The sequence below is a fragment of the Sulfitobacter sp. S223 genome (genome assembly GCF_025143825.1).
Lineage (GTDB): Bacteria > Pseudomonadota > Alphaproteobacteria > Rhodobacterales > Rhodobacteraceae > Sulfitobacter.
The window spans coordinates 2,672,186-2,694,080 of sequence record NZ_CP083560.1 but is presented as its reverse complement, the minus strand read 5'-3'; the positions used below and the strand labels follow the sequence as shown (position 1 = coordinate 2,694,080).

The window sequence follows — 21,895 nt, the reverse complement described above, 5'->3', positions numbered from 1 at the left end:
AGATTTTAGAGCCATCAATAATGTGTTGGTTTCTTGAGTGGTTGGCGCAGCCTCAAGGCTTGCGTTGTACTGCGACGATACCCAACTCTCTTGCGGTTTCGATTGACAATACATCACTGGGCAGCCCGCGCGCTGTCTGCACTGACAGTACCGCACGCCGCGTTGCATCATCCATGTTCCCGTTGACCTCACCGCTATACAAACCGCGCGCTTGTAGCGCGCGTTGCAGGGTTGAAACAAATTCGACAGTAAAGGCCGGCGGGCAGGGGATTTCGAACCAGCGGTCAGTGCGCGGGGTTACGATCTGTTGACGGCTCTCTTCACGGTAGACAGGCAAAGTTGCAATCGTGCCGTCTGGGTTCATCTTGGCAGGCGTCACAAGGACCTGTTCCGTTACAGTCTCGATCACTGCCGGTGTGGGGATTTTGCCCCAGCATGTGCCGGGCGGTGCGTCCGGAGGTGCCAATCCATTGCCAAGGATCGTACCGCTTTCGGAAACGGTCTGGCTTTGCAGGCAAGCAGACAGCATGAGCATGCCCAAAAGAGCAGCGAAGCGTATTGCGGTGTGGCGGTAGTAAACCTGTTTCATTGCCCAATGCCTTTGGGTCTGTGTTGTGTTGTCACATACTAGCGTGGTTTAGGGTAATTGCCCAGAACCCCGATTGCTTGTTGTAAAAGGGGGTGGCGCGCGGGCGGGGCCTTGCGTAGAAAAGGGCAAATTCATCTGGAAAAGGGCAGCTTTGATGGCCAAGATTACCTACGTAGAACACAATGGCACCGAACATGTTGTGGACGTCGCCAATGGCCTTACCGTCATGGAAGGCGCGCGCGATAACAACATCCCCGGTATTGAGGCCGATTGCGGCGGTGCCTGCGCGTGCTCTACCTGCCATGTCTATGTGGATGAGGCGTGGGTCGAAAGAATTCCGGCGAAGGACGACATGGAAGAGGACATGCTTGATTTCGCGTATGAGCCCGACCCCGTGAAGTCGCGCCTGACCTGTCAGATTAAGGTCACTGATGCGCTGGACGGTCTGCGCGTCAAGATGCCGGAAAAACAGATCTGATGCGCAAGAAGGGAGGGGCATGCTGATGCGGGGCGTGATCACGGCCGCCAGCGTGCTCTTTCTTGCGCTATTGCCTGCTGCAGGAACCGCACAGGCACGCCAAACACCATTACTGTCCGCAACCTATGCAGAGCCGACGATGCGCTATCCGCACGGCGTGTTAGGCGACACGATCGAGCACGGTGCGCTTGTGCTGAGCTATGAGGGAACGGACGACCGCATTGTTTTGCGGCTGCCCGATGATCGGGTGTTCGAGGACACCGAACCGCGCATGGTTGATGTGGACGGTGATGGCCAACGCGAGGTTGTAGTCGTCGAAAGTCATCAAACCCAAGGCGCGCGGCTGGCGATTTACAATGGTGCTGGGCTGGTTGCCGCGACACCCTATATCGGTCAGCGAAATCGCTGGCTTGCCCCTGTCGCCGTAGCCGATCTGGATGGTGACGGTTTTGTGGAACTTGCCTATATTGACAGACCGCATCTGGCTAAGACACTGCGCGTCTGGCGCTTTGCCGACGGGCAATTGACCTCTGTGGCCGCTTTAGAAGGGATGACCAATCACCGCATCGGAGAGCGTGACATTGCCGGAGGAGTGAGGCTGTGTGCCGGTGCCCCTGAAATGATTGTAGCGCGTGCCGACTGGCAGCGTTTGATGGCGGTGTCATTCGACGGAAAGACCCTTACAGCCCGCGATATAGGTCCGCACAAAGACCGCCGCAGCTTTGCCAAAGCGCTGGCATGCGACTGAAACTGCCTGCCCTGATATGTTTGCTGGGGCTTTCCGCGCTGCCAGTCCAAGCGCAAGAGCAGATGAAACCGGACGCATTCCTAGACCTTGTTCAGGGCCGCACGTTGACATTTACCAGCATGATTAATGGCGGCGAAGTCGGGGTCGAGCAGTTCTTGCGACGCGATTTGTCCGTATGGGCTGACAGGAGTGGCCGCTGCACTTATGGCCGGATCGAAATCCGTGGGCCATTGCTGTGCTTTGTCTATGAAGACGCGCCGGACCCGAACAATTGCTGGATACCGTTCAACGATGAGGGCACACTATTGGTGCTGTCCCAAAGCTCAAGAGAAGTGCAGCGCATTTCAGACATCAGCCAAGAGCCGGTCATCTGCGAAGGCGCTCCAAGCTCCTGATTGTGGTTCACCGTTGATGTATTCGGTGTTTGCGCCGTTTAGGTCAGCGCGCGCCAGCCGATATCACGGCGGCAAAACCCGTCTGGCCAGTCAATGCTATCCACAACAGCATAGGCATTTGCCTGCGCTTCTGCCAGCGTCTTGCCCCGCGCGGTGACGTTCAGAACGCGCCCGCCCACAGCAACAATATCGCCGTCACGCTCTGCCGTGCCTGCATGGAAAACCATGTTGCTGCTGTCTTCTGCCAGACCGTCAAGCCCGCCTATGACCGTTCCCTTTTTATAGTCACCGGGATAGCCTTCTGCGGCCATTACCACGGTCAGTGCATGGTCATCTGCCCAGTTCACCTTGATATCGGCCAACCGCCCTTCGGCAGCTGCGTGCATCAGATCGAATGCCTGCGCACCCAGTCGCATCATTAGAACCTGACATTCCGGATCACCAAAACGCACGTTGTATTCAACCAGCCTGGGCTTGCCGTCCTCGATCATTAGACCCGCGTAAAGCAAGCCCTGATAGGGCATTCCACGTTTTGCCATCTCCGCCATGGTCGGGCGGATGATCTCGGCCAATGCGCGTTCGGCTATCTCGTCTGTCAGCACCGGTGCGGGAGAATATGCGCCCATGCCGCCTGTGTTCGGGCCGGTGTCGCCGTCGCCGACGCGCTTGTGATCTTGCGCTGTACCGATGGGCAGCACGTTTTCACCATCGCAAAGCACGAAGAAAGACGCCTCTTCGCCGGTCATGAATTCTTCAATCACCACTTCGGCGCCTGCCGCACCGAACTGGCCGCCAAACATATCGTCCAGCGCAGCTTCGGCCTGCGCCACGGTCTCGGCAATGATTACGCCTTTCCCTGCCGCCAGTCCGTCGGCCTTCACCACAATCGGTGCGCCCTGGGCCTGAACATAGGATTTGGCCGCAGCGAGGTCGGTAAAATGCCCATAGGCAGCTGTAGGTGCGTCACAAGCGGCGCAAATTTCTTTGGTAAAGGCTTTGGATGCCTCTAGCGCTGCTGCGGCTTTGGAGGGGCCGAAGACAAGAATGCCGGCCTCTCGCAGGCGGTCCGCAACGCCATTGGCAAGCGGTGCTTCCGGTCCGATGATCACGAAATCGATATTATTCCGCTCGACGAATTCGACGACCGTGCCGCCGTCATTAATCTCGATGGCTGCACAATCTGCTATCTGTGCAATACCGGCATTGCCCGGCGCTACGATCAGCTTGTCACATTTGGGGTTCTGCAAAACGGCCCAAGCCAGACTGTGCTCGCGACCACCGCTGCCCAAGATCAGAATATTCATCGCACGCACTCCCTTGGCCTTACTTGCTGCGCGTTTTATGCTGCACGCGCGCCATGCACAAGGATGTGATAGATGGATCTGTTTGACGACCGCGAAGATGAAGGCCCCGCACAGGGCAATAGCCCGGAATATACGGTTGCAGAGCTTTCCGGAGCGATCAAACGGGTGATTGAAAATGAATTCGGTCATGTGCGCCTGCGCGCCGAGGTCGGCCGCGTAAGCCGCCCGCGGTCTGGGCATCTTTACCTGGACCTGAAAGATGACAGCGCCGTGATGGCCGGGATCGTCTGGAAGGGCGTCGCGTCAAAGCTGGATACCCAACCCGAGGAGGGGATGGAGGTGATCGTCACGGGGCGCATCACCACCTTCCCCGGTCAGTCGAAATATCAGATCATCATCGAGGATATCAAACCGGCCGGCATGGGGGCGCTGATGGCGATCCTTGAAAAGCGCAAGGCGGCGCTTGCTGCCGAAGGGCTGTTTGATCCTGCGCGCAAGAAACCTTTGCCCTATCTGCCCGAGATAATCGGCGTGGTGACATCGCCCTCGGGTGCGGTGATCCGCGATATCCTGCACCGTTTACGGGATCGTTTTCCGCGCAAGGTGCTGATCTGGCCGGTCGCTGTTCAGGGTGCAAAATGCGCCCCCGAAGTGGCCAACGCGATTGCCGGTTTTAACCGGCTTACGCCAGGCGGCGCTTTGCCGCGCCCAGATCTGATCATTGTGGCACGTGGTGGCGGTTCGGTCGAAGATCTTTGGGGCTTCAACGAGGAAGCTGTGGTGCGTGCTGCTGCCGCCTCCGATATCCCGCTGATCTCTGCTGTCGGGCATGAGACAGATACAACGCTGATCGACTTCGTATCGGACAAGCGCGCCCCGACCCCGACCGCCGCGGCCGAGCTTGCCGTTCCTGTCAGGATGGAGCTGATGGCCTATCTTGACCAACAGCACGCGCGAATGAGCCGCGCGCTCAGTCAGGGGCTGGTCCAGCGCGGCCAGCGCTTGCGTGATATGGCGCGTGCTTTGCCGCGCCCCGACAGCCTGCTTGATAGCCCGCGCCAACGCCTTGATCGCGCCGGTGATCGCCTTGCACGTGCCGCAGCATTGACGGATGCGCCTAGGCTGCGGTTGGAACGCGCGGCAGCGCGGCTTGATCCGGCCCTGATGACGGGTGTGCAACGACGCAAGATGCGGCTTGCCGACATTTCAGGCGGTCTGCGCCCTGTGACACTCCGTAACAGAATTTCCCAAGAGAAAGAACGCCTTGCAAGCCGGTCCATGCGGCTTGGACCTGCGCTTAGCCGTGAACGGATGTTGCAACAGGCCCGATTTGATCGCGCCGGTAAGGCCCTGTCAGATGTCGCGCGACGCCAGATTGATAGGTGGCGCAACCAGATTGACGCTGCCGAACGTCTGCGACTTACGCTCGGGTATGAGGCAACGCTTGAGCGGGGCTTTGCTGTTGTACGCAACGGCGAGACGCTCATCACGACCGCTCAAACCGCGCAAGAGTACACGTCGATGGAAATCCAGTTCAGGGATGGCAAACTGACCGTGAAACCTTAGCCAAGCATTTTCGGGCATTAGATAACCGGAGCGGACTGTTGAACCGCAAAGTAATGGCAAATCGATTCAGCGCTTCGCGGTCACGCTACACGCCAATCTTTGGCCCCAGACACAGCATCTCTTCGGTGCTTTCGTTGGCTTCGTATAGGGGGGTTACGGCAGGATCATTCTCGAACCGCGCGATCAACCCGCGCGTGCCTTGCTCAAAGCTCCAACATTGCGGTTCCGGCGTGTCATCGTACGTGAAGCAGATCAACCCGTCGGCTTCATACCATTCCCCGTCCTTGCATTGACCGTCCAGAAAAGACCACCGCACGCGGCGGTTCGGCAGATAAATCTCTGCGCCATATGGCTCTGGGCCATTCCCGTAATAAAGCGTTTTGCCGCGGGTGTAGGCGTCAAATTGCTCTGCGCTCATCAGGGATTGGGCAAATGCGGGCACAGGTAAAGAGAACAGAAGGATCAGGGTGAAAAATCTCATGTCCATGTAATGACAGAAGCCGACAGGCGGCACCAGAGGGGGCGCAGGTTTCCTATAGGGATCGGCACGGCCTCGCGCACCGCGCAAAGGGCTGCTGAACTGTCGCTTTTCGCCTCAACTGCGGGGGGCTGTTTTGCTAAACCAACCCAAGAAGCAAGGGGATGTGTAATGGCGCTGGATGCAGACAACAACAAGCCGGGCAAAGGTGTTTGGAAATCGGGCACAGGTAAGGGCCGCCGCCACACCAAAGGGCGCCAGCTTGATGATACCGCATGGGAAGAGGTGCGTGACCTGCTGGGAGCAGAGCCGCGTGACCGTGATCTGCTGATTGAACACCTGCACCTCATCCAAGACCGATTTGGTCACCTGTCTGCGGCGCATCTGCGCGCGCTGGCAGAGGAAATGCGCCTGAGCATGGCCGAAGTCTATGAGGTCGCCACCTTTTACGCCCACTTCGATGTCGTCAAAGAAGGCGAAACACCGCCACCCGCGCTGACCATCCGTGTTTGCGATTCGTTGGCATGTGAGCTGGCAGGTGCCCAAGCGCTGAAGGCCGCTCTTGAGGACGGCCTTGATCCGGCAGAAGTTCGCGTATTGCGCGCGCCCTGCATGGGGCGCTGTGATACGGCACCGGTGCTTGAGCTTGGCCATGCCCATATTGATCACGCTACCCCTGAAAAGGTCCATGCTGCGATAGCGGCGGGTCATACCCATGCCCATATCCCCGGATATGAAGGGTATGCTGCCTATGCTGCAAACGGAGGCTACGCGAAGCTCGCCGATCTGCGCCAGAATGGTGACTGGGAAGCCGTGCAGGAAGAAATACATGCCTCAGGATTGCGTGGTCAGGGCGGCGCAGGTTTTCCATCGGGCAAAAAGTGGGGCTTTGTGCGCGCCAATGAAGGTGTGCGGTATCTTGCCGTGAATGGCGATGAGGGGGAGCCCGGCACGTTCAAAGACCGTTACTACCTTGAGCGCACGCCGCATCTGTTCCTTGAGGGGATGTTGATCGCGGCATGGGCCGTGGAGGCAGAGCGCGCCTATATCTATATGCGGGATGAATATCCTGCCGTGCTGCACATCCTTGCGCATGAGATTGCCGCACTCGAAGAAGCGGGTATCGTAGACCCCGGCTATATCGAGCTGCGCCGCGGTGCCGGTGCATATATTTGCGGCGAAGAATCCGCGATGATTGAAAGCATTGAGGGCAAGCGTGGCATGCCGCGCCACCGCCCGCCCTTTGTGGCACAAGTCGGTATCTTTGGCCGCCCCACGTTGGTGCATAACGTCGAAACCTTGTACTGGGTCGCGCGCATTTGCCGTGAGGGGAAGGAAGTTTTGTCCTCGGTCGAAAAGAACGGCCGCAAGGGGCTGCGCAGCTATTCTGTTTCCGGTCGCGTGGCCAAGCCGGGCGTGTATCTGCTGCCGGCAGGTTCAACCATAACAGACATTATTGAGGCAGCAGGCGGAATAGCAGAAGGCCACACGTTCAAGGCCTACCAGCCCGGGGGGCCGTCCTCTGGTTTGCTGCCCGCCAGCATCAATGACGTACCGCTTGATTTTGATACCTTGCAACCGCATGGCAGCTTCATCGGCTCGGCGGCTGTGGTCATCCTGTCCCAAAACGACCGTGCGCGGGATGCGGCCCTTAATATGCTGCGATTCTTTGAGGATGAAAGCTGCGGACAATGCACGCCCTGCCGTGTCGGGTGCGAAAAAGCGGTCAAGCTGATGCAGGCCGATCGGTGGGATCAAGGGCTGCTGGAAGAACTGTCATCCGCAATGGTTGATGCGTCTATTTGCGGTCTGGGGCAGGCGGCGCCTAACCCCATCCGTCTGACCATGAAGCATTTCCCGGACGAGGTTTAATGCCTCGCGGGTCTACTTGTTCTGGACAACAAGGCACGAACACCGCTGGCGCTTAAGGCTTTTGCACAGGTCTTGAGCGCCATCGCGGGTGTTGCGTCCAATACGCGCAAAGAAATAGCCCTTTTTGCCCGAAACGCGGTTCTTTACGTAGATAAGATCAAGCTTTTCACGCCCTACCTGCGCGCGGCAACTGGCCGTTTGCGATTTGATCTTGGCGCGCGCGGCTTTTTGAGACGTGCCAAATCCCAGCTGAACGCCCCACGGCTTAACCGGTGGCGGCGCAGGCTTAGTCCGTTTCAGAGGCGTCAGGCGCCGGTTGCGCGCCATTTCGCTACAGGCTGGGTAGAAACCTTTGTCTGGCGCCAAACGGAAATCGTGATCCTTCGGTGGCGCATCGCGCCATTGTTCGGCGTTCAGGCCAGTGATGATCGGTACATAGTTGACGGTTTCGGGCGCTAGGCCCTTGCCCTCAAGAAAGCCCTCGGCACGCCGTTCGCCGCCGTTATAACCAATGGCGGCCATACCTTCGTTGCCATAGCGGCGCACCATTTCTGCCAGATACTGCGCGGAATGCTCCAATGCATCAGCAGGGTTATAGGGATCTTTGAGACCCCGTAGCAGGGCCGTCGAAGGAATGAATTGCGCAATGCCACGTGCATCGGCATGGCTCAGCGCGTTAGGATCGAACCTGCTTTCCTGCCAGATCAGGCGCGCGAAAAAACCGCTGTCCAAGCCGTGCCTCTTCGAGAAAACCTCAATCGCGTTGCAGGTATCATATACAAAGTGATCGGGCCTGATGCATTGCACGTGTCCCCACTTGCCGCTGCTACAATGGCCTGCGCGCGGATCGGCCAGCGCGGACCCCGCCCAAAAAGTAAACAACAAGAAAGCAACAAGGCGCATATGGTTGTGGTGGCGCGCTCTGGCACGGTTGTCAATCGCACACCCTTCCATCCGCTGCCTCAAGGGGTTAGATCAGGTAAGAAGCACAAGCCGGAGACCCTCGCGTGGCGTTTTTCAAAAAGCTCAAAGACCGTCTGTTCAAATCCTCGTCCAAGATTGACGAGGGGCTTGAGGCTATTGTCAGCGACGGCGGAGAAGCCGAAGCCGATGTATTACCCGTAGACGAAGTGATGGACGCCCCTGCGCAGGCGGTCGAGGAAATGCCTGAGGCAGTTGAACCTGACCCGGCAGAAGAAGCAAGGCTGCGCGAGGAGCGCGAAGCGGCAGAGCAAGCAGCGCGGCAAGTGGAAGAAAAGCGTAAGGCAGACGAGCAGCGCCGCGCCGCCGAAGCAAAAGCCGCTGCACAGGCGGTGGAAGACGCACGCGCCAAAGCTGACGCCGCAAAGCAAGCGCAGGTAGCCGCCGAAGCCGCTGAGGAAGATGAAAGACGCAAGGCAGCCGAGGCGGCGCAAGCGGCCCAGGCCGCTGCCGAAGCAGCACAGGCCGAACAGGACCGCCAGGCACGCGAGGAGGCGGCGCGCCTAGCTGCTGAAGAAGCACTTGCTGCGAAGCGTGCCGAAGAAGAAGCTTCAAAACGCGCTGAAGAAGAGGCCGCGCGTCAGGCGGAGGCAGCCGCCGCCGAGAAAGAAGCAGAGACGTTGCGCACGACGTTGACACCGGTCGCGCCGATCCTGTCCGAAGCAGCGCCAGAGTCCGCAGCGCCAAAACGCGGCATTCTCGGCCGCCTGATGGGACGCGGCAGTGATGCAGCCCCCGTTGTGCGCCGCGTTCTGGACGACGCGATGCTTGAGCAGCTGGAAGAGCTGTTGATTGCCTCGGACATGGGCGTCGATACAGCGCTACGCGTGACCGCCAACATGGCAGAGGGCCGGTTGGGCAAAAAACTGTCCGTGCAAGAAATCAAGGCCCTGATGAGCAGCGAGATTGCCCGCATCATGGAGCCTGTCGCAAAGCCGTTGCCGCTGTATGCAAAGGCACCTCAGGTAGTATTGGTTGTCGGGGTCAACGGGTCGGGTAAGACGACGACAATTGGCAAGCTTGCCAGCCAGTTCCGCGCAGCGGGCAAGAAGGTTGTGATCGCGGCGGGCGATACGTTCCGTGCTGCTGCGGTAGAACAATTGCAGGTTTGGGGCGAACGGGCAGGGGTTCCGGTGTTGACTGCGCCGCAAGGGTCTGATCCGGCCAGCCTTGCCTTTGATGCAATGGGCCGCGCAGAGGCGGACGGCGCAGACCTGTTGCTGATTGATACCGCAGGGCGGTTGCAAAACCGTGGTGACCTGATGGAAGAGCTGGCAAAGATTGTGCGTGTCATCCGCAAGAAAGATCCGGACGCACCGCATAACACGCTGTTGGTGTTGGATGCGACAACGGGGCAGAATGCCCTGAACCAAGTAAAGGTGTTTCAGGAAATCTCTGATGTCTCGGGCCTTGTGATGACCAAGCTTGACGGGACAGCCAAAGGCGGTGTGCTTGTGGCGCTGGCGGATAAGTTCGGCCTGCCAATCCATGCCATTGGCGTAGGTGAACAGATCGATGATCTGCAACCTTTTGACCCACAAGAATTTGCGGATGCACTGACAGGGCTGGATCGCTAAGTGCACCGTACATGACCGATTGGCTTTTAAGCATCGAGGGGACAGAGGCAGGGCATAGCGTTGCCTTGGTTCTTGCCCTTATGGCGGCGTTCTTGCACGCGGTATTCGGTGCGCTGCAAAAAGGGCGCCATGACCCTTGGCTGACCCGTGGCGCTATTGACGGCTCCTATTGCCTGATGGCTGCCCCCTTTGCACTGTTTGTCGTGCCGTGGCCGGAACCGCATATGTGGCCCATTTTTGCGGGCGCTTGGGTCATCCATTCCCTCTATAAACTGCTGCAAGCAGCCGCCTACACCAAGGGCGCCTATACGGTTGTTTACCCGGTTGTCCGCGGTACGGGGCCGCTGTTCACGGTGATCGGCGCCTATTTCCTCTTTGGTGAGGTGTTTAACGGTACACAATGGTTCGGTGTGGCCGTTTTGATGGCGGGTATTTTCGGGCTGGCCTTGTACAACATGATGTATCTGGTTTCAGAGCGTGAAACACTGAATGTCGCGCTTGGGCTTGCGGTGGTGACGGGGCTTTTTGTAGCGCTTTACACGACCTACGATGCCTATGGTATACGCGCGACAAGCAATCCGTTCACCTTCCTTGCGTGGTTCTTCATGATCGACGGGTTTCTATTTCCAATCCTTGCATTGCGGCGATGGCGCGCGATGCCGGATGCGCCTGCAGTCGGCCCGTTGATGCAACGCGGCGTATTCGGTGGCGTGATCGCTTTTCTCAGTTTTGGCTCAATTATGTTGGCCACTCGTCTGGATAAGGTCGGCGAAGCCGCCATATTAAGAGAGACTTCAACAGTATTTGCTGCCTTGATCGGGTGGCTGGTGCTTAAAGAAACAGTCGGCCCGCGCCGGATCGCGTTGATGTCGTTGATTGCTGTCGGCGCTGTAATAGTAGAATTCGGAGGCTAGTGATGGCGAACAAGCGTGAGATTAACCCGATCCTGAATCAGGTGCTGGAACTGGGCCCCACGCTTGCGTTCTTTGTCCTTTATATCAAGATCAAGGAAGATACGTTCACGATTGGCGGAACGGAATACAGCGGGTTTATTGTGGCGGCAGTGATCTTTGTGCCAATCCTGCTGGTCGCGATGGCGACTTTATGGGCGCTTACCGGCAAACTTAGCCGGATGCAGGTTTTCACAGCATTTATGGTGATCTTCTTTGGTGGCCTGACCGCCTGGTTCAACGACGAGCGGTTTTTCAAGATGAAGACAACAATCGTCTACGGGCTGCTGGCCACGATTCTCGGGGTGGGGCTTTTGCGCAGGCGCTCTTGGTTGGAATTTGTCATGGCGGATATGTTGCCCATGCAGCACGAGGGTTGGATGATCCTGACAAAGCGCCTGACGGGTGCCTTTCTGACGCTTGCGGTTGCAAACGAATTTATTTGGCGGACAATGTCGACCGATGCGTGGGTCAAGCTTGAAACCTTCGGCTTTCCGATGGCTTTGATGGCCTTCCTGTTCTGGCAATTCGCCCAGCTTCAGCCATATGTCATTGAAGAAGACGAAGACCCTGCGCACTGAGTAGTAGCTTTACGGATAATTAATGTGCACCAAATGATCGGTGGTGGAATAGCTTAGCCGCGCAGCTCGGCGAACAGGGCGCCACCTGCTTGTACGCCCTTTCGCCGTCCCATCAGATCAAGCCATCGCGCCATGTGAGGTTTGTCTTCCAGTGCTTGTTGCTGGCCTTCCCACAGCGATGCCCATCCCAAAATCGAAAAATCCGCGATCGAGACAAAATCGCCTGCAACATATTCATGTTGCGCCAGTTGTCGGTCCAGAACGCCATAAAGCCGTGCTGTTTCAGCGCGGTAGCGATCTTTCGCATAGGGGATATCTTGGGGCGGGTCAGCTTTTGGCGCGATTTTCAGAAAATCCGGTGCAATCTGGTCGCCCTTGCCGATATTAATCAGATGGGTTGTGTAGGGCAGACCCATTTCCTTAAGGCAAACAGAGACTTTCCAGCCGTTTGGTGTTGGCCAGTAGAATAGAGCAATGGGCGCGTTCATGTCTGTCGCCCTTGCGATGAGTACATCTGCCACTTTGCCGGTTTTTGCACGCGGGGCAAGGGAGGCGGGCTTTGCTTGACCTGCATCGCGCTTTGGCATAATTCAGCGCTGTGGCGATTTGTTACCGGATTGCGGGCCACGTTAAAGATTCCGCTAAAAGGTCAGGATGAAAGCCCCCTTTCGCTTGACCGCGTTTGGGGTTTTTTTGTGCCCGGCCCCGCATTTCGGGCGCACAAAAGGTCACACTGACTGTGTGCAAAGGAAGATGATCATGAGTAACACTTGGAAACCCGGCACCAAAGCTGTCCATTCAGGCACACGGCGTAGCCAATACGGCGAAGTGTCCGAGTCTATTTTTCTCACACAGGGCTTCGTGTACGAAAGTGCCGAACACGCCGAACAGAGATTTATCGCGTCCGGTGAGGATGAATTCATCTACGCGCGCTATGGCAACCCTACCGTCAAGATGTTCGAAGAGCGGATTGCGGCGCTTGAGGGTGCTGAAGATGCTTTTGCAACGGCGTCGGGTATGGCTGCAGTTTCTGGCGCGCTGACGTCGATGCTGAAGGCAGGAGATCACGTGGTGTCTTCGCGCGCCTTGTTCGGATCGTGCCTGTATGTGCTGGAGGACATCCTGACCCGCTACGGCGTTGAGGTGACGTTTGTCGATGGCACCGATCTGGCCCAGTGGGAAGCGGCGATCCGCAGCGACACAAAAGCAGTCTTTTTTGAATCCATCTCCAATCCCACGCTTGAGGTGATCGACATCGAAGCCGTCGCAAAGCTCGCTCACGCAAAGGGCGCGCTGGTGCTGATCGACAACGTCTTTGCCACGCCTGTTTTTTCGCGTGCGTTCGAACAAGGCGCGGATGTGGTGATTTATTCTGCCACGAAACATATTGACGGTCAGGGCCGTGCGCTGGGCGGTGTCATCCTTGGCAGCAAAGAATTCATTCGCAAAACAGTCGAACCCTACATGAAGCACACAGGTGGCTCTATGTCGCCGTTTACTGCGTGGATCATGCTGAAAGGGTTGGAAACCATGGGGCTGCGCGTGCGCGCGCAAGCGGCTTCCGCAATGGGTATTGCCAGTGCGCTGGCCGGGCATTCCGCGTTGGAGCAGGTGATTTACCCCGGGCTGGATAACCACCCGCAGAATGAACTGATCCAGCGTCAGATGGGGGCAGGGGGCACTGTGCTGGCACTGGATGTCAAAGGCGGCAAGGAAGCCGCGTTCAAGTTTCTCAATGCGTTGGAGATCGCGATCATCTCCAACAACCTTGGCGATGCCAAGACAATCGTGACCCATCCGGCCACCACAACCCACCAGCGCCTGCCGGACGCGCAGAAGATTTCTCTGGGTATTACGCCGGGTCTGGTAAGAATGAGTGTGGGTCTTGAGGATGAAAGCGATCTAATTGCCGACATCCGGCAGGCGCTGGACAGCATCAATTAAAGGCCGCCCGGTATTATTTCCCCGTTTAATACAAATATTTTTTTGGCAATATGGGTCAGGACGCCTACATATGGCTCCTGACCTACAAGGGGGCCGACCCATGAATATCGCAACACCGATCACTCCGACACCGGACCGTTCAGCGGCCGAGGCTGCGCTTGAAACACTGCGCCAATGGGCTGTTTCTGCTGACAAAGCCGATCTGGCCACACTGGATCCGGCGATTGTTCAACTCCTGAAAGGTGGTGAAGCGTATCCTTTGTTCGAGCGTGAATACCCCGCTGATTTTGAGATTGAGCCGGATTACAAAGAGAGCCTTCCTGATCTTCAGAATGGTCCTTCTAGCCTGATCAAAGGCGCAAAGCAGCAAATTCAGCATGTCGGCATCTCCAACTTCCGCCTTCCGGTACAGTTTGAGACACGTGATAATGGTCCGCTCACGCTCGAAACTTCGGTGACGGGAACGGTCAGCCTTGATGCGGACAAAAAGGGCATCAACATGTCCCGCATCATGCGGAGCTTTTACAAGCACGCGGAGCAGACCTTTAGCTTCAAGGTGATTGAAGCGGCGCTGGATGACTACATCACCGATCTGGAAAGCTTTGATGCGCGCATTCAGATGCGTTTTTCATTTCCGATGAAGATTTCTAGCCTGCGGTCAGGGCTGGAGGGCTACCAATATTATGACGTTGCGCTTGAACTGGTAGAGCAGGCTGGCGTCCGCCAACAGATTATCCACCTTGATTTTGTCTATTCCAGCACATGCCCATGCTCCCTTGAGCTGTCAGAGCACGCGCGCGCCACACGCAACCAGCTTGCAACGCCGCATTCGCAACGCTCTGTCGCGCGGATTTCCGTTTTGCTTGAGGATGGCGCAAACTGCCTGTGGTTCGAAGACCTTATCGAGGCATGCCGCCGTGCTGTCCCGACAGAGACCCAGGTCATGGTGAAACGCGAGGATGAGCAAGCCTTCGCAGAGCTGAACGCGGCCAATCCGATCTTTGTCGAGGATGCCGCGCGCCTGTTCTGTGAGCAATTATTGGCTGATGAGCGTATATCCGATTTCCGCGTTGTCGCGAGCCATCAGGAAAGCCTGCACAGTCATGACGCGGTAAGCGTCCTGACCGAAGGCCCGACATTCGCGCAAGCCAGCCTTGACCCAAAGCTGTTTAACACGTTGTTCCACGTAGGTTAAATCGATACGCAATCTTTGAACGTTGATGGTCGTCCCATTGTGGGCGGCCATTTTTGTTGGTGAAGTGATCCGTGTTCTCATGAGGCCCGCAAGACAAATGCATAAAACGCGCAGCGGCTATGCAGTTTTGAAGGTGGTGCTGCACTGCAGCGAAGCCTATCTCCTGAAGCAAGGGAATGATCCCTTGTTGAAAGAATAACTGAAGGCATATCAAATGACCTATCAATCCGCATCCGAGCACTTCGCCGCCCGCATCCCCGCCCGTGGCCAAAGCATTTCATCTGCCCCATTCCTGACCGCGCGTCGTGGTCTGGAACTGGTAGCTGCCATGTTTACAAGCATTGGCTCCGGTCTGGCGAAATCTGCTGACGCTTCCTCGCGCACTCGTAAGATCGAAATGCTGGAAGCCAAGTCTGACGAAGAACTGGCAGCGCTGGGCATCAAGCGCGAAGACATCACGGTTCATGTTTTTAAGGATCTCTTCTACGTTTGATCTTTAACGCATCACTAAAAGGCCCGTGCACAGATCCTCAAAGGGTGACGTGGCGGGTCTTTTGCGTTTTTGGGGCCTTGTAGGTGCGCGGTTGCTTGACACTGACGGCCGCCCGCGCCAACCCTGCGCAATGGACCTGCGCCCTGTTGGATATGTAATTGGCCTGTTGGTGGCCGTGTTGGGCGCTGCCATGCTGGTGCCTTTGCTGGTTGATTTGGCCGAAGGCCGTGGGCAGTGGCCGGTCTTCCTGCAAAGCTCTGTCATCACCATGCTGGGCGGCACGGCAATTGCATTGGCCTGTGCCAGTGGCGTGAAAGAAGGGCTGACCATTCAGCAGACCTTTTTGCTCACCACATCGGTTTGGGTGGCGCTGCCTCTTTTTGGCGCACTTCCATTTATCCTTGGTGAAACAGACGCGCGGCTGGTTGATGCCGTGTTCGAGGCCATGTCGGGAATGACCACAACTGGTGGTACCGTGTTTTCCGGGCTGGATGAGTTACCTAAGGGTTTGCTGATCTGGCGGGCCATTTTACAGTGGTTGGGTGGCATTGGCATCATTGTGGTCGCCATGGTTTTCCTACCGGAACTGCGCGTCGGAGGCATGCAGATTTTTAAATCCGAAGGGTTTGATACCCTAGGTAAAATCCTGCCTCGCGCGGGGCAGATCGCCACGCAGATTTCGGGTCTTTATGTTCTGTTCACTCTGATTTGTGCGCTCACCTACCTGTACTTCGGGATGAATGTGTTTGACGCAACTGCACATGCGATGACCACGATCTCAACGGGCGGCTTTGCGAATTATGACGCGTCTTTCGGTGTCTTTACCGGCCCGATTGAATATGTCGCCTCCCTTTTTATGATCCTCTCGGCGCTGCCGTTCGTCCGCTACGTCCAGTTGATCAACGGCAACCCGATGGCGTTGCACCGCGATCCGCAAGTGCGCGGGTTTGTTTTGACCATCTTCGTGCTGGTGCTGCTTTTGATCATTCTGCTTGAAGAAAGCGTGCATCTGGACAACGAACAGGCGGTGCGCGAGGCGCTGTTTAACGTGACCTCCATTATCTCTGGCACTGGCTATGCCTCAGTTGATTATATGCAGTGGGGCAGCTTTGCGGTGGCGCTGTTCTTCTTCATGGGGCTGATCGGGGGCTGCGCGGGGTCCACCGCCTGTTCGGTCAAGGTGTTCCGCTACCAGCTTCTATTTGCCTCGATCCGCGCACAGCTGCGCCGCATCCGATCTCCGCACGGGATATTCACGCCGCGCTACGATGGCAGACCGGTCAGCGAGGAAGTCTTGTCGTCAGTGATGTCATTCTTTGTTTTCTTCATCCTGTCATTGGGCGTGATCTCGGTCGCGCTGTCTATGACCGGTCTTGATTTCGTGACTTCTGTGTCGGGCGCAGCGGCTGCATTGGCCAATATTGGTCCCGGTTTGGGCGATATTATTGGACCGGCTGGTAATTTCGCCACGCTCAACGACCCCGCCAAATGGATTCTGACGGTGGCCATGCTGGTCGGTCGTCTGGAGCTCATGGTGGTTTATGTCATCTTTACCGTCAATTTCTGGAGAGCCTGATGCCCGATACACCCACCCGTCCGCTGGGCGCGCAGATATCCCACATGCTAAAAGCGCGCGGGGTTGATGTGATTTTCGGGATTCCCGGAGTTCACAATCAGGAAATGTACCGTGGCATCGAAGAAGCTGGGATTACCCACGTGTTGGCGCGCCATGAACAGGGCGCAGGTTTTATGGCCGATGGCTATGCCCGGGCAAGCGGCAAGCCCGGTGTGGCCTATGTGATTACCGGCCCTGGATTGTGTAATATCATGACACCGATGGGCCAAGCCTATAGCGATTCTGTTTCCATGCTGGTCATCTCAAGCTGTCTGGATGAAACATCAGCGCGGCGTGGGCAATTGCACCAGATGAAAGATCAACGCGCTGCGGCTGATACCGTTTGTGACTGGTCGCTTGAGGCAACAACACCGCAGGCGGCTTACCAGTTGGTCAACCGCGCCTTTCAAGAGATGCACAGCCAACGCCCGCGACCCAAGCACATTCAGGTGCCTATTTCAGTGCTGGAAGGGCAGGCCGTTGCCCATGACGCAGGTGATCTTGGTCTGAGCGATGGTACCGCGCAAATAGATCCTGTCGTGATCCGCGACATCTCACAGATGATTTCCAAAACTAAACGCCCCCTGTTGGTGCTTGGCGGTGGTGCTAAAGGTGGATCAGACGATATCCGCGCAATGCTTGCTCGCTGCCCGATCCCCGTATTCACAACCTATGCAGGGCGCGGGATTGTCGGGTCGGATTATCCTTATCTGTTTGGCAGCACACTGGCGCGGCCCGATAGCGCTGCGATCTTTGCCCAGTCTGATCTGGTGATCGCTGTCGGGACAGAGCTGGCCGAGGTTGATCTGTGGCGTGACAGGTTGGGGCAAAACGCAACGCTTGTGCGCATTGATATTGATCCTGAGGTTCTTTCGGACACGGCAGGTAACACACATCGGTTCAACGCAGATGCGCGCAGCGTGTTTCGCGAGCTTGCTATGGTCGATGACCTACCCATGCGGTTTGACTGGACGGTTGAAGAGCTCGCTACTGCCCGCGCGCGCTGGCGCGCGGAAACGGACGCAGAGCGTCCGGGGATTGTGCCGCTTTGTGACGCGCTGCGCGAGGCAATACCGCAAGACACTATGATCTATTCCGACATGACCCAATTTGCCTACGTGGCCAAAGAGGTCTGGGATATGGACCGCCCCGGCCATTGGCATCACCCTTATGGCTTTGGCACGTTGGGCTATGCCACGCCTGCTGCGATCGGCGGGGCGATTGCGCGAAAAGGCGCGCCGACACTGGCGATCATCGGAGACTACGGGTTTCATTATACAATGCAGGAACTGGGCGTCGCCGTCGAGCTGGGGCTGAGCCTGCCGATTATCCTGTGGGACAATGGCAAACTGGCCGAGATAGAAGACAGCATGGTGCGCGCCCAGATTGCGCCGAACGCCGTGGTGGCCCGTAACCCCGATTTCTGCAAACTGGCCGAGGCCTTTGGCGCAAAAGCGGCCGCGCCGCAGACGATTGGAGCGTTTCAAACCGCGGTAAAAGAGGCGTTCAATGCAGACGGTCCAACGCTGATCTACATCACACCTGCGCTCAAAGCCTGATACCTGAACCCACGAAAAAGGCCGGAGATTCGAACGCTCCGGCCTTGTTGTTGTGATGAGGTGCTTCAGCAGGTTTGAATTATTCCCAGCAGCTTACCAGCACTGTCATACCGCTTGCTTTCTCGGACAGCTGAAAGGCGGTCAGGCTCTCTGCGCCATCTTTCGCAGGGGCGGGCAGTTTGATGCCGGCATCTGTGCTTGCGGCGATAACCGTCTGCGCATTCAGGGCAAAACCCACTCCGTCGGGCAGCACAGGGCCGCCTTCCGGTTGTGAGGTCAGCATGCCGATCACAGCGCCTGTACGGTCCAGCACAGGACCGCCCGCATCGCCTGCGCGCACGGTCATCGCAAGGCGATTGATATTTGCCTCACCTTGAAGGCCGCGCACATCGGCCAGCGTGCCAAAGCTCATGGAGGGGGCGCTCAGCACCCCTTCAAAGGAATAACCTGCCAAAGCCACATCGCTTTGCAAGCGGGGGGGCTGCGCGGCGAAGCTGGCCACTGCCAGCGGGGCCAATGGCACTGTGGGTTTCAAAAGCGCCACACCGCGCGCTGTGTCGTCCGCAACCACTTGCGCATCGGTATCCCCGTCCAGCGTGATCCGTGAACAGCTTTGCACAGCGCCAGAGGTTGTCACTACGTCCCCTCCTTGCGTCACGAAAAAGCCGGAGCGGGACATCTTGGGTTTGCGGATCTGCAAACCTGACAGCAGATCAATGGACTGTTGGGATGTGTTGCCCGCAGAGGGGCTGAGGACGCCGGGCATACGGACAAAGCTACTGCGCATTTCTGCCAGCACGCGGCGGCGGCGCTCTTCGTCACCAGCGGGCCAGATCAGGGTAAAACCCTTTATCTCGCCGTTCTCCAGAGAGGCCTCTGTATAGCTGATCATGCGGCCATTTTCACCCACCAGCGTAAAGTTGGATTTGTTCCGTTCGCGTGGGCCGTCCAACGGCACAATCTCAAGCGTTTGCATGATTTCATAAAGGCCGAATAGCGTGTCCTGCGTGCCGGGCTGGCTGATAAGAAGGACCCGCGCATCAATGTCGCCGGTTTGTTTGTACTGTGCAAAGGGGGGCTCATAGCGGTCGAACGCGACAACGGCGGTTGGCAATGTCAGCGCGATACCGGCTTGTGCATCGCGCACGGTTTCCAGACCCAATCCTTGCAGAACGGCATTATACTGTTTTTCCAGCTCATCACGTTGCAAGGTTGTCAGTATGCCGGTTTTCTCGAAATTGTTGGCTTCTTGCCATGCCGCCATCGAATTGCGCGTACCGCGTCCGAAAGCGCCATCAATCGCAGCGGAATAGAAGCCTGCCCACTGCAACATCTTTTGCAGGTCTTTCTTTTCATCACGGCTCAGGGCCGCTTCGGAGCGTTGAGCCTGCGCAGGGGTTTCATCCGCGGGCTCCGGCTCTGGGGTGGGGGCAACTTCGGCTATTTGTGGAGCCTCGGCTTCGGGTGTTTCGGTTCGCTCTGGAACAGTGCTTTGAGGTGCATCAACCGCCCCGGTGCCAAGGACATTCGCCCCAACGGGCCAATATTGTTGGCGCAAACGGTTAGAAAGCTGAATAAAGCTGTCACGCGGGATCAGACCGTCATTTCGGTACTGGCGCAGAACGATCTCAGCGTCCGCACGGCGGTACGGTCCGACCACGATGGCGTACCAGCCGCCCCCGACGGCAAACCCGTTCACATCCTGCAACAGGGTTGTGTAGGCGCGCGCGCGATCCGTTGCACGTGCGAGCGATTGCTGTGCTTCAATCTGGACCCAAACAACTTCGTTTGGATCATTGGATTGGGCGCGGGCAGTACTCGTATAGGCCAGGAAAAGGGTGGCCAGACAGATCGTCAAAATTCGCAGCATCAGAAGGTCAGCTCTCAAAAAGTTACTTTTCGGCACATAAACAGTATTTTGCTGTGATTCCCATATGAGAAGCACCTGTTTCACGGACATTTCAGTTTGAGCGTAGTTCAGCCCTATGCCGTGTCGGCACTGATTGACCCTTGGCCGCCTGCACCATAGTAAGAGCGCCAAATGGCAAAGGACACCGAGATGGCCGATACACCCCGTTCGTTTCAGGAAATTATTCTGCGGTTGCAGAGCTATTGGGCACGCCACGGCTGCGCGATCCTGCAACCCTACGACATGGAAGTCGGGGCAGGGACCTTTCACCCTGCAACAACCCTGCGCAGTTTGGGTGACCAGCCCTGGGCCGCCGCCTATGTCCAGCCATCGCGCCGTCCGACTGACGGGCGTTATGGCGAGAACCCCAACCGTTTGCAGCACTACTACCAGTATCAGGTGCTGATCAAACCAAGCCCGCCCAATCTGCAAGAGCTATACCTCGGGTCGCTTGAGGCGATTGGTGTGGATATGGCTTTGCATGACATTCGCTTCGTCGAGGATGACTGGGAAAGCCCGACACTTGGCGCATGGGGCCTTGGTTGGGAAGTCTGGTGTGACGGCATGGAAGTCAGCCAGTTTACCTATTTCCAGCAGGTCGGCGGGCACGACTGTCATCCGGTTTCGGGGGAACTGACATACGGGCTGGAACGTCTTGCCATGTATATTCTCGGGGCAGATCACGTGATGGACATGCCGTTCAATGATCCCGATGCGCCTATCCCGCTGAGCTATGGGGATATCTTCAAGCAGACCGAAGAAGAATATGCGCGGTGGAACTTCGATGTGGCCAACACCGAAGTTTTGCTGCGCCACTTCGAAGAGGCCGAGGCCGAGTGCAAAGCCATTCTGGATCAGGTCCATGAGGACCCCAAAACCGGCAAGCGCATTGTGATGGCACACCCGGCCTACGATCAAGCCATTAAAGCCAGCCACATGTTCAACCTTCTGGATGCGCGCGGCGTTATCTCGGTGACTGAACGTCAGGCCTATATCGGGCGCGTGCGTGCGCTGACAAAGATGTGCGCGGATGCATTTGTGCAGACACGCGCCGGCGGCTGGCGCGAGGATGCGGCATGACTTACCTGACAGGAACCCGCACATGAGCGGCAAAATAATTGGGATTGCTATTATGGTCTCTGCTCTGATCGCAGGTGCGGCTTTGTACTACTTGCAGATTTACGGTTTTTACCAAGAGGTGGACGCGCCAGCGGACGGCATTTCGTTGATGTCGCTCTCCAGCGGTGAACCTGAGTCGATCCCGCTTGAGGGGTATCGGGCCATTGACGCCGAAAGCTCGCCTATCCGCTACCGCGCTTGTTTCACCACGCCCTACAGCCTTGCCTTGTTGACCGAGACGTTTCAGATGGTCGAGGACATGACACCGCGCAATGCGCCGGGCTGGTTTGATTGCTTTGACGCCGAAGCCATCGGTGCCGAACTCGAAGCAGGCACTGCTCTGACATTTCTAAGCGCAAAGAACGTGCATTTTGGCGTGGACCGTGTGGTGGCCATCACCGACGACGGGCGCGGCTATGTCTGGCATGAACTCAACGATTGTGGCGAAAAAGCCTATGATGGCACAATTGTAGGCGAGGAATGCCCCGCCTTGCCAAGTCAATCCGAGCCAACACAATAACGCCGATCCGGCAAACCAGAGG

21 protein-coding genes and 1 riboswitch are annotated in these 21,895 nt (G+C 57.2%); of the genes, 15 read left to right on the top strand and 6 right to left on the bottom strand.

Translation table 11 applies throughout. The annotated features are described in order from the left end of the window. Positions 1-52: 52 nt before the first annotated feature. Positions 53-589: a peptidoglycan-binding protein gene (locus K3757_RS12810; RefSeq protein WP_259996069.1), complete on the bottom strand. Its 537-nt coding sequence runs from the start codon at positions 587-589 to the stop codon at positions 53-55. A gap of 154 nt (positions 590-743) precedes the next feature. Here K3757_RS12810 and K3757_RS12805 point away from each other — a divergent pair, with 154 nt between their 5' ends. Genes K3757_RS12805 through K3757_RS12795 form a run of 3 tightly spaced genes read left to right on the top strand, consistent with a single transcriptional unit; the run spans position 744 to position 2,210 of the window. Beyond that, complete coding sequence (locus K3757_RS12805; RefSeq protein ID WP_259996068.1) at positions 744-1,067, top strand: 2Fe-2S iron-sulfur cluster-binding protein; 324 nt, start codon at positions 744-746, stop codon at positions 1,065-1,067. A 19-nt stretch (positions 1,068-1,086) separates the two neighbouring features. Next, a complete protein-coding gene (locus tag K3757_RS12800) occupies positions 1,087-1,815 on the top strand; it encodes a VCBS repeat-containing protein (protein ID WP_311201733.1) in 729 nt (242 codons plus the stop codon). Next, on the top strand, positions 1,806-2,210 hold the full coding sequence (locus K3757_RS12795; RefSeq protein WP_259996067.1) for a hypothetical protein: 405 nt from the start codon (positions 1,806-1,808) through the stop codon (positions 2,208-2,210). The genes K3757_RS12800 and K3757_RS12795 overlap by 10 nt, the downstream gene beginning before the upstream one ends. A 38-nt stretch (positions 2,211-2,248) precedes the next feature. Here the strand turns inward: K3757_RS12795 and purD are convergent, their stop codons facing one another. Further along, positions 2,249-3,514, bottom strand: coding sequence for a phosphoribosylamine--glycine ligase (gene purD / locus K3757_RS12790; RefSeq protein WP_259996065.1), 1,266 nt, complete (start codon positions 3,512-3,514; stop codon positions 2,249-2,251). Positions 3,515-3,586: 72 nt separating this feature from the next. Here purD and xseA point away from each other — a divergent pair, with 72 nt between their 5' ends. Then, the gene (gene xseA / locus K3757_RS12785; RefSeq protein WP_259996063.1) at positions 3,587-5,080 is read left to right on the top strand and encodes an exodeoxyribonuclease VII large subunit; all 1,494 of its coding nucleotides are present in this window, start codon (positions 3,587-3,589) and stop codon (positions 5,078-5,080) included. An 85-nt stretch (positions 5,081-5,165) separates the two neighbouring features. On the opposite strand, the gene K3757_RS12780 is transcribed toward xseA, so the two are convergent. Next, complete coding sequence (locus tag K3757_RS12780) at positions 5,166-5,561, bottom strand: hypothetical protein (RefSeq protein WP_259996061.1); 396 nt, start codon at positions 5,559-5,561, stop codon at positions 5,166-5,168. Positions 5,562-5,729: 168 nt separating this feature from the next. Here K3757_RS12780 and K3757_RS12775 point away from each other — a divergent pair, with 168 nt between their 5' ends. Continuing rightward, positions 5,730-7,430, top strand: coding sequence for an NAD(P)H-dependent oxidoreductase subunit E (locus K3757_RS12775; protein WP_259996059.1), 1,701 nt, complete (start codon positions 5,730-5,732; stop codon positions 7,428-7,430). 12 nt (positions 7,431-7,442) lie between these two features. Here the strand turns inward: K3757_RS12775 and K3757_RS12770 are convergent, their stop codons facing one another. After that, positions 7,443-8,333, bottom strand: coding sequence for a lytic transglycosylase domain-containing protein (locus K3757_RS12770; protein WP_259996055.1), 891 nt, complete (start codon positions 8,331-8,333; stop codon positions 7,443-7,445). A gap of 104 nt (positions 8,334-8,437) precedes the next feature. Here K3757_RS12770 and ftsY point away from each other — a divergent pair, with 104 nt between their 5' ends. From ftsY to K3757_RS12755, 3 genes are read left to right on the top strand one after another with little or no spacing between them, the layout of a single operon-like run. After that, positions 8,438-9,988 carry a signal recognition particle-docking protein FtsY gene (gene ftsY, locus K3757_RS12765; protein WP_259996054.1) on the top strand — a complete coding sequence of 517 codons (1,551 nt, stop codon included), beginning with the start codon at positions 8,438-8,440 and terminating at the stop codon, positions 9,986-9,988. A gap of 11 nt (positions 9,989-9,999) precedes the next feature. Beyond that, positions 10,000-10,902 carry a DMT family transporter gene (locus K3757_RS12760; protein ID WP_259996052.1) on the top strand — a complete coding sequence of 301 codons (903 nt, stop codon included), beginning with the start codon at positions 10,000-10,002 and terminating at the stop codon, positions 10,900-10,902. Positions 10,903-10,904: 2 nt separating this feature from the next. Then, positions 10,905-11,519, top strand: coding sequence for an inner membrane-spanning protein YciB (locus tag K3757_RS12755; RefSeq protein ID WP_259996051.1), 615 nt, complete (start codon positions 10,905-10,907; stop codon positions 11,517-11,519). Positions 11,520-11,572: 53 nt separating this feature from the next. On the opposite strand, the gene K3757_RS12750 is transcribed toward K3757_RS12755, so the two are convergent. Beyond that, positions 11,573-12,007 (bottom strand): glutathione binding-like protein, encoded by a 435-nt coding sequence (locus tag K3757_RS12750; RefSeq protein ID WP_260001257.1) that lies wholly within the window; start codon positions 12,005-12,007, stop codon positions 11,573-11,575. 100 nt (positions 12,008-12,107) lie between these two features. Then, a riboswitch (SAM riboswitch) is annotated at positions 12,108-12,184 on the top strand. 94 nt (positions 12,185-12,278) lie between these two features. Between K3757_RS12750 and metZ the strand changes: the two genes are divergently transcribed. From metZ to K3757_RS12725, 5 genes are all read left to right on the top strand, one after another. Beyond that, on the top strand, positions 12,279-13,463 hold the full coding sequence (gene metZ / locus K3757_RS12745) for an O-succinylhomoserine sulfhydrylase (protein ID WP_259996050.1): 1,185 nt from the start codon (positions 12,279-12,281) through the stop codon (positions 13,461-13,463). A 100-nt stretch (positions 13,464-13,563) separates the two neighbouring features. Then, a complete protein-coding gene (gene folE2 / locus K3757_RS12740; protein ID WP_259996049.1) occupies positions 13,564-14,658 on the top strand; it encodes a GTP cyclohydrolase FolE2 in 1,095 nt (364 codons plus the stop codon). A 214-nt stretch (positions 14,659-14,872) separates the two neighbouring features. Continuing rightward, complete coding sequence (locus K3757_RS12735; RefSeq protein WP_259996047.1) at positions 14,873-15,151, top strand: hypothetical protein; 279 nt, start codon at positions 14,873-14,875, stop codon at positions 15,149-15,151. Positions 15,152-15,281: 130 nt separating this feature from the next. Then, positions 15,282-16,727 (top strand): TrkH family potassium uptake protein, encoded by a 1,446-nt coding sequence (locus K3757_RS12730; RefSeq protein ID WP_260001256.1) that lies wholly within the window; start codon positions 15,282-15,284, stop codon positions 16,725-16,727. After that, positions 16,727-18,325, top strand: a complete 1,599-nt coding sequence (locus K3757_RS12725) for a 5-guanidino-2-oxopentanoate decarboxylase (protein ID WP_259996046.1) — start codon at positions 16,727-16,729, stop codon at positions 18,323-18,325. Before K3757_RS12730 ends, K3757_RS12725 begins: the two co-directional genes overlap by 1 nt. Positions 18,326-18,404: 79 nt before the next feature. On the opposite strand, the gene K3757_RS12720 is transcribed toward K3757_RS12725, so the two are convergent. Beyond that, positions 18,405-20,195, bottom strand: a complete 1,791-nt coding sequence (locus tag K3757_RS12720) for a serine protease (protein WP_259996045.1) — start codon at positions 20,193-20,195, stop codon at positions 18,405-18,407. A 189-nt stretch (positions 20,196-20,384) separates the two neighbouring features. Here K3757_RS12720 and K3757_RS12715 point away from each other — a divergent pair, with 189 nt between their 5' ends. After that, entirely contained in the window at positions 20,385-21,314 is a 930-nt protein-coding gene (locus K3757_RS12715) for a glycine--tRNA ligase subunit alpha (protein WP_259996044.1), read from the top strand. Positions 21,315-21,336: 22 nt separating this feature from the next. Further along, positions 21,337-21,873 (top strand): DUF6446 family protein, encoded by a 537-nt coding sequence (locus K3757_RS12710; RefSeq protein WP_259996042.1) that lies wholly within the window; start codon positions 21,337-21,339, stop codon positions 21,871-21,873. Positions 21,874-21,895: the final 22 nt, after the last annotated feature.